This is a genomic window from Roseovarius sp. (genome assembly GCF_018066915.1).
GTDB lineage: Bacteria > Pseudomonadota > Alphaproteobacteria > Rhodobacterales > Rhodobacteraceae > Roseovarius.
This window is the reverse complement of sequence record NZ_JAGPVV010000114.1, coordinates 1-7,598: the sequence shown is the minus strand read 5'-3', so window position 1 is coordinate 7,598 and position 7,598 is coordinate 1. Positions and strand designations below refer to the sequence as shown.

The following is a 7,598-nucleotide window of genomic DNA, read 5'->3' as shown; positions in this document are numbered from 1 at the left end:
ATGACCGCCACCGCCATCAGTGACACGGTCGCCACCAGAAACCACCGCAGCCAGCGGGGCGAATTGTCACCAAAGAGCCGCGCCGTGGATTTCACCCCGATAAGGGCATCATCCTCGGCGTCCTGATGGGCATAGATGGTGTCATAGAAGAGCGTCCAGGCAATACCCGCGAGATAGAGGATCACCGCAGGCGCCTCTAATCGACCACTGTGCGCTGTCCATGCCAATAGGGCACCCCAGTTGAAAGCAAGGCCGAGAAACACCTGCGGCCACCAGGTGAAGCGTTTGGCAAAGGGATAGACCGCCACGGGCAAGAGCGACAGCACGCCAAGCGCAATCGCGGCGGTGTTGAAGGTCAGGAGAATCCCGAACGCAATCAGCGCCTGCGCCGCCATCCAGATCAGCGCGCCGCGCACCGTGACTTGCCCCGACGGGATGGGTCGCGACGCGGTGCGCGCCACGGACCCGTCGATATGCCGGTCGGTGATGTCATTCCATGTGCAGCCCGCCCCGCGCATCAGAAACGCACCAAGGCCGCAGCCGATGAAGATCCAGAGGTCGTGCCACCCCGCCTGCCCGTCCGACAGCATCGCAAGCGTCAAGCCCCACCAGCACGGCAAGAGCAAGAGCCATGTGCCAATCGGCCGGTCCGCTCGGCTCAGCCGCAGATAGGGGCGCGTGGCCGCAGGGGCCAGACGATCCACCCAATTGCCCGCATAGGCATCGGCAACCTGCCCGCTGGCCTCTGGCGTCTGGTTCCTTGCGGTCATATGTTGGCCCCATGAAAATAGCGAAGATCAGGCTTTATGTAGAGCACGCGCTGGGGGAAGGGCAAACCATTCCTCTGACGCAGCCGCAGGCGCATTACCTCTTTGGGGTGATGCGGCAGGGTGTGGGCGATGCGGTTTTGCTCTTTGACGGGCGGCACGGCGAATGGCGCGCCGAGGTGATTGAGGCAGGCAAGCGTGGCGGCGTCCTGCAGGTGGTCGAGCAGACAGGCCCACAACGCAATCCGCCCGACCTCTGGCTGATGTTCGCCCCAATCAAGAAGGCGCGCACCGATTTCATTGTCGAGAAAGCCGCCGAAATGGGTGCAGCGCGGATCATCCCGGTGCAGACCGAGTTTACCAATGCCGAGCGTATCCGGCAGGACCGGCTTCAGGCCCATGCCGTCGAGGCCGCCGAGCAATGCGGCGACACCTTTGTGCCCGAGGTCAGCGACCTGCACCGTCTCGACCGGATGCTGGCCGACTGGCCCGAGGCGCGGCAGGTGATGTTCTGCGACGAGGGGCTGGCGGGCCGAGCGGCGACGCTCAGCCGTGATCTGCCGCGCGGCGCGCCTTGGGCCATTCTGATCGGACCCGAGGGCGGTTTCTCGGAAGCCGAGCGCGCGCGCCTGGCCGCCCTGCCGCAGGCCCACGCCATCAGCCTTGGGCCGCGCATCCTGCGCGCGGATACGGCGGCGGTGGCGGCGATGACGCTCTGGCAGACCACATTGGGGGATTGGACATGAGCTTTATCCGTCCGCAGGCGCGCGCCGCCCTCTGGCGCTGGCGCGAAGTGCTGAGTGGGCTGGGGCTGGCCATCCTTGGCCTCTGGTGGGGGATCGGCAGCTATGGTCTCTTGCAATGGCTGGGTTATCTGCTCTTGATCCTCGCCGGGGCGGTGCTGCTGATGGGGCTGCAACGGGCGCGGTTTCGCGCAGGCGCAGGCGGTCCCGGCGTGGTGCAGGTGGACGAGGGGCAAGTCGCCTATTTCGGGCCGCTCACGGGGGGTGTGGTGGCAATCCGCGATCTCGATGCGCTGACGCTCGATCCAACCGGAAAACCGCCGCATTGGGTGCTGAGCACGCAAGGCGCGCCCGCGCTGCATATCCCGCTCAACGCCGAAGGGGCCGAAGCGCTCTTTGACGCCTTCGCCGCCCTGCCCGGCCTGCGCACCGAACATATGCTGACCCAGATGCGCCGCCTGCCCGATCACCCGACCGTGATCTGGCAGAAATCGCAAAGCATGGCCTCGCACCTTAGGCTGCATTGACAGTCCTGACGTTTGCCGCCAACTGTGTCGCCCGAGACAATGCCCTGATCAGGAGGCCCGAACATGTCCATCCCACAATCCGGCGGCGGGCCGATCGAACGCCATGAGCAACTCGCCGAATATCTGGCAAGTGGTTGCAAACCCAAGAAAGATTGGCGCATTGGCACCGAGCACGAGAAATTCGGCTATTGCAAGGACACGCAGCGCCCTATTCCCTATGAGGGACCGCGCAGCATTTTGGCGGTGCTCGAAGGGCTACGCGATGTGCATGGCTGGGCCCCTGTAGAAGAGGGTGGCAAGCTCATCGGGCTGGAAAAAGACGGGGCGAATGTGAGCCTCGAGCCCGGCGGACAATTGGAACTCTCTGGCGCGCCGCTGGAGACAATTCACCAGACCTGCGACGAGGTCAACGACCACCTGCGCGAGGTCAAGGATATCGCCGACAAGGTGGGCGTGGGCTTTATCGGTCTGGGGGCCGCCCCGGTCTGGATGCATGACGACATGCCGCTCATGCCCAAGGGCCGCTACAAGCTGATGGACAGCTATATGCAAAAGGTCGGCACCATGGGCCGCACCATGATGCGCCGCACCTGTACCGTGCAGGTCAATCTCGATTTCTCCTCAGAACCCGACATGGTGCAGAAACTGCGCGTGGCACTGGCCCTGCAACCGGTGGCCACAGCCCTCTTCGCCAATTCGCCCTTTTTCGAAGGCAAGATCAACGGGCACAAGAGCTGGCGCGCCCGCGTCTGGCGCGATCTTGATCCCGCACGCACCGGCATGTTGCCGTTTGTGTTCGAAGAGGGGTTCGGGTTCGAGGCCTATGCCGATTACGCGCTCGATGTGCCGATGTATTTCGTCTATCGCGACGGCAAGTATATCGACGCTCTGGGGCAATCGTTCCGCGATTTCCTGCGCGGTGAACTGCCTGCCCTGCCCGGAGAGAAACCGACGCTGAGCGATTGGGCGGATCACCTGACCACCACCTTCCCCGAGGCGCGGATCAAGAAATTCATGGAGATGCGCGGCGCTGATGGCGGCCCGTGGCGCAGGCTCTGCGCGCTGCCCGCGTTCTGGGTGGGGCTGATGTATGACCAATCCGCCTTGGACGCGGCATGGGACATCTGCAAGGGCTGGGATGCCGCGACGCGCGATGCGCTGCGGGTGGCGGCCAGTGTCGACGGGCTTCAGGCGCGGGTGGGCGACATCCACATGCATGAACTGGCCCGCGCAGTGCTCAACATCTCCGAGGCTGGTCTCAAGGCCCGGGCGCGGTCTGGCGGCGGCGGCATGATCCCGGACGAGACGCATTTCCTCAATGCCCTGCGCGAGAGTGTCGAGACGGGCAAGACCCCGGCCGATGAATTGCTCGACCGCTACAATGGCGATTGGAATGGCGATCTGAGCCGGATTTACGCCGATTACAGCTACTGAGATATGGATCAGGCCGGCAGAGGGCTGCCGGTCCGCGTCCGGGTGCGCATCAGGATCAACACCATAATCCCGATGTTCAGGAAATTCCACGCAATGCCGTTGAGAAACGCCATGTGATAGCTGCCGGTCAGGTCATAGATCCAGCCCGACATCCAGCCGCCAATCGCCATCCCGGCAATCGTCGCCATCATCACAAACCCCACGCGCCGCCCGGCTTCGGCACTTGGCATGTATTCCCGCACGATCACGGCATAGCTGGGCACAATCCCCCCCTGCGCCAAGCCAAAGACAAGGCTCACAATATAGAGCGAGGTCAGACCGCCCGAGGGCAAATAGAGGAACAGCGCGAGGCACTGCAGCGCCGAGCCGATCAAGAGCGTGCGCACGCCGCCCAAACGGTCCGCCAACAGACCTGAGACAATGCGCGAGGCGACCCCACCCAAAAGCATGAGCGACAGCATTTGCGAGCCCACGGCAGGGCCATAGCCCAGATCGACGCAATAGCTCACGATATGGACCTGCGGCATCGACATCGCCACGCAGCAGCCCACCCCGGCGAGGCCCAAAAGCAGCGCCAGACTGCGCGGCGAGAGGCCCGTGGCCCCGGCGCGGGCGGAAGAGAGGCTATCGGCATGGGCCCGCGCCGCAATCGGCACCCGACGACGCAAGAGCAGCGCCAAGGGGATCACCCCCGCCACGGTCACGACCGCCAGCACCATATAAACCGCCCGCCATCCCTGTTCTGACAAGATCCCCGCAAGGATCACCGGCCAGATGGCCCCCGAGAGGTAATTGCCACTTGCCGTGATCGCCACAGCAATCCCCCGCCGCTTGAGAAACCACAGCGAGACATCGGCGATCAGCGGCCCGAAACTGGCGGCGGTGCCAAAGCCAATCAGAAATTGCAGGCTCGAGAGAAGGATCACCGTCGGGCTGATCGCAGCCAACGCCGTGGCGCAGGAAATCAGCAGCGCCGAGCCGATCAGCGCCGTGGTGACGCCAAACCGGTCCACCACCCGGCCAATCCCGAGATTACCAAGCGCAAAGCCGATCATCGTCAGGGTATAGGGCATCGAGGCCGCCGCGCGGTCGACACCAAACTCGGCCTGCATGGCGGGCATCACGACGATGATCGACCACATTCCGACATTGCCGATCATGGCAATGGCCAGCGACACGGCAAGGCGCGTCCAAGCGTATCGGCTGTCAAGAAGGGCGGCATCGGCATTCATGGCGCGACGATAGGACGGCGCGCAGCGACTGACCAGATGGAAAACGCGGGGCGTGCCAAGGGCATCGACGCGGCGGCATTTTGCAGCAATCCGCAACCCGCGCTTGGCCCCGGGCGCGCGACAGGATAACAGTGGCCGCAAAAAGGAGGGCACCGCCCATGTCAACCGCCAAGACCCACACCGAGTCCAATTCTGCGGCCCAGACTGCGGCCCAGATCGAGACCCCGACCGAGATTGCCCGCGACGTGATCCGGATCGAGGCCGAGGCCCTTAGCGCCCTGCACGCGGCCCTACCCGCCGATTTTGACGCGGTTGTCACGCGCCTCCTTGAGGTCAAAGGCCGGGTCATCGTCTCAGGCATGGGCAAATCAGGCCATATCGCCGCCAAGATCGCGGCAACCATGGCCAGCACCGGCACGCCCGCGCAATATGTCCACCCCGGCGAGGCGAGCCATGGTGATCTCGGCATGATCACCCGGCAGGATGCGCTGATCCTGATCTCCAACTCTGGCGAGACGCGCGAACTGGCCGATATCATCGCCCATAGCCGCCGCTTTGCCATCCCGCTCATTGCCATCACGAAAAAGCCCGACAGCACCCTTGGGCAACAGGCCGATTTCCTGCTGACCCTGCCCAATGCACCCGAGGCCTGTGCCATCGGCATGGCCCCCACCACCAGCACCACCTGCACGCTGGCCTTGGGCGATGCGCTCGCCGTGGCGATGATGCGTCTGCGCGGCTTTGAGCGCGAGAACTTCCTCGCCTTTCACCCCGGCGGCACACTCGGCGCGCAGCTTTTGCGCGTGTCCTCGGTCATGCACACCGGCACGGCGCTGCCGATTGTCAGCCAAGAGACCCCGATGGGCGAGACCTTGATCGAGATGACCGCCAAGGGCTTTGGCGTGGCGGCGGTGGTCGAGGAGGGTCGGCTCTTGGCGGTGATCACCGATGGCGACTTGCGCCGCAACCTGTCGGACCTGATGGCGCGCACCGCCGGACAGGTGGCCACCCGCAATCCGCGCAGCATCCTGCCCGAGGCGCTACTCTCAGAGGCTCTGGGCGTGATGAACACCCACAAGATCAGCGCGCTCTTTGCGGTGGATGAGACCGGGCAATTGCGCGGCCTCGTGCATATCCATGACATCCTGCGCGCCGGGGTCGCGTGACCCCCGCTCAGGCGCTGAGAAAGCTCGCATAGGGAATGTAGCGGACCGGATCACCCGGTTGAATGGTCACGGCCCCATCCGGCAATTCCACCAGCCCTTCGGCCCAACTCAGGCCGCTGATCCGGCCCGACCCTTCCGAGGCGAAAACCTCGACTCGACCCTCGCGGAGACGCGCGCGCAGATACTCGCGGCGGCCCGGCTTCTTGCGCTTCCCGAACCCGGCGGGCACGTGAAATCCCTGCGGCACGGACCACCCTGCCCCGGACAAGAGCCGCAGCGCAGGCCGCGCAAAGATCAGCGCACAGACGAGCGCCGCCACCGGATTGCCCGGCAGGCCAAAGACCGGCACACCCCGCCAGAGACCAAGCGCCAATGGGCGCCCCGGCTTGAGCGCAATCCGCCATTGGGCCATCGCCCCCGCCTCATTCAGCAGCGCCGATACGTGATCCTCATCCCCCGCCGAAGCCCCGCCAGAGGTGAGGATCGCATCGGCATTTTCGGCGGCACGATCAAAGGCCGCACGCAAGGCCGCGCGATCATCGCCAATCCGCCCCAGATCAAGCGGGCCATAGCCCATCTGTTGCACAAGGCCCAAAAGCATCGGACGATTGGCATCATAGATCTGCCCCTCGCGGGCGGGCGCGCCCGGTTCGACCAACTCATCCCCGGTAGAGATGACCGCCACGCGCAATTGGTCATGGATGGGCAAATCCGAGAGGCCAACGGCAGCGCAGAGCGCCAGATCGGCAGGGGTGATCACCCGGCCCGGCGCGAGCACCGGCGCGCCTGCCGCCACATCCTCGCCCGCGCGGCGGGTATTGGCACCGGGTTTGAGGCCTGCGCGAAATGCAATGCGCCCCTCCCCCAAGGTCACATCCTCTTGCAGGATCACAGTATCGACGCCCGCAGGCAGCGCTGCCCCCGTTAGCACGCGGACAGCGTGACCGGGCGGCACGGTGCCCGGATAGGGCACACCAGCGGCGGCGCGCCCCTCTATGAGCGGCAAGGTCTGATCGCCTGTGGTCAGGCTGGCATGAGCAAAGCCATAGCCATCCACGGCGGTATTCGCCTCGGGCGGGTTGGCGCGCGGGGCGGTGATAGGGGCTGCCAACACGCGGCCGAGCGCCTGCGCCAGAGGTGCGCGGGTCTGACCCACCACAGGACGCAGCCGGTCGCGCAACATGGCCAGCGCGTCATCGACCGGCGTCCAATCCACGCCCGCAGGCAGCGCAAAGCAATCGTTGCGCAGCGGCGGCGGTTTGAGCTGATCGTCGCAGGCGGCAATCAACTCTGCCTCATGTCCCAGCCCCAATATCCAGCCCTCCTCGGGCGCATCCACCGCCAGCATCTCGGTCAGCCGGTCCGGGGACATGCGGGCCAGCGCGCGCGCCATCAAGCGCACCTGATGCGCGTCGCGGATGCCGCCCTGCGCCTCGGCCCGTTTGACGGCTGGATTGATGAGGCCCGGCCAGACCTCGACCAGTGCCACAGGCTTGTCCAACACCTCGAACGGCCAGACGGAGACCTGCCCGTAGAACCTGCGCCTGAGCCGGTTGAGGACCGGCAGCCCGGTCAGCACCTGCCCGCCCACGGCCCCCGCGCCCCCCATCTGCCAGCAGGTGAACGCACCTGGTGCCCGCGCTTCGGCCGCGCGCCGCTCAACCATGCCATGCCCTGCGCGCGTATCCTTGCGCGGCAGGTCGGCAATCTCGCGCTTCACCCCGTTGAA

Annotated in this window: 7 protein-coding genes; 4 read left to right on the top strand and 3 right to left on the bottom strand. The window is 65.4% G+C overall.

Going from position 1 to position 7,598, the window contains the following annotated elements; genetic code table 11:
* Nucleotides 1–770: 4-hydroxybenzoate octaprenyltransferase (gene ubiA, locus KBT70_RS06220; protein ID WP_296629843.1), on the bottom strand; the 770-nt coding region annotated here is incomplete at its 3' end.
* Between the two features lie 11 nt (nt 771–781).
* Between ubiA and KBT70_RS06215 the strand changes: the two genes are divergently transcribed.
* The 3 genes from KBT70_RS06215 (at nt 782) to KBT70_RS06205 (ending at nt 3,471) form a co-directional block, all read left to right on the top strand.
* Entirely contained in the window at nt 782–1,513 is a 732-nt protein-coding gene (locus KBT70_RS06215) for a 16S rRNA (uracil(1498)-N(3))-methyltransferase (RefSeq protein ID WP_296629838.1), read from the top strand.
* On the top strand, nt 1,510–2,037 hold the full coding sequence (locus KBT70_RS06210) for a hypothetical protein (protein WP_296629834.1): 528 nt from the start codon (nt 1,510–1,512) through the stop codon (nt 2,035–2,037). Before KBT70_RS06215 ends, KBT70_RS06210 begins: the two co-directional genes overlap by 4 nt.
* Before the next feature lie 63 nt (nt 2,038–2,100).
* Nucleotides 2,101–3,471, top strand: a complete 1,371-nt coding sequence (locus KBT70_RS06205) for a glutamate--cysteine ligase (protein WP_296629831.1) — start codon at nt 2,101–2,103, stop codon at nt 3,469–3,471.
* Between the two features lie 8 nt (nt 3,472–3,479).
* Here KBT70_RS06205 and KBT70_RS06200 read toward each other — a convergent pair whose 3' ends face one another.
* Nucleotides 3,480–4,703 (bottom strand): MFS transporter, encoded by a 1,224-nt coding sequence (locus tag KBT70_RS06200; protein ID WP_296629848.1) that lies wholly within the window; start codon nt 4,701–4,703, stop codon nt 3,480–3,482.
* A 158-nt stretch (nt 4,704–4,861) separates the two neighbouring features.
* On the opposite strand from KBT70_RS06200, the gene KBT70_RS06195 reads away from it, so the two are divergent.
* Complete coding sequence (locus tag KBT70_RS06195; protein WP_296629828.1) at nt 4,862–5,869, top strand: KpsF/GutQ family sugar-phosphate isomerase; 1,008 nt, start codon at nt 4,862–4,864, stop codon at nt 5,867–5,869.
* A 7-nt stretch (nt 5,870–5,876) separates the two neighbouring features.
* Here KBT70_RS06195 and glp read toward each other — a convergent pair.
* The coding region (glp, locus tag KBT70_RS06190) for a gephyrin-like molybdotransferase Glp (RefSeq protein WP_296629825.1) at nt 5,877–7,598 on the bottom strand (1,722 nt) is incomplete at its 5' end.

Excerpts from the sequence above, each read along its gene's own strand:
- KBT70_RS06215 (WP_296629838.1), top strand. The coding sequence starts at position 782 with ATGAAAATAGCGAAGATCAGGCTTTATGTAGAGCACGCGCTGGGGGAA.
- KBT70_RS06210 (WP_296629834.1), top strand. The coding sequence starts at position 1,510 with ATGAGCTTTATCCGTCCGCAGGCGCGCGCCGCCCTCTGGCGCTGGCGC.
- KBT70_RS06205 (WP_296629831.1), top strand. The coding sequence starts at position 2,101 with ATGTCCATCCCACAATCCGGCGGCGGGCCGATCGAACGCCATGAGCAA.
- KBT70_RS06200 (WP_296629848.1), bottom strand. The coding sequence starts at position 4,703 with ATGAATGCCGATGCCGCCCTTCTTGACAGCCGATACGCTTGGACGCGC.
- KBT70_RS06195 (WP_296629828.1), top strand. The coding sequence starts at position 4,862 with ATGTCAACCGCCAAGACCCACACCGAGTCCAATTCTGCGGCCCAGACT.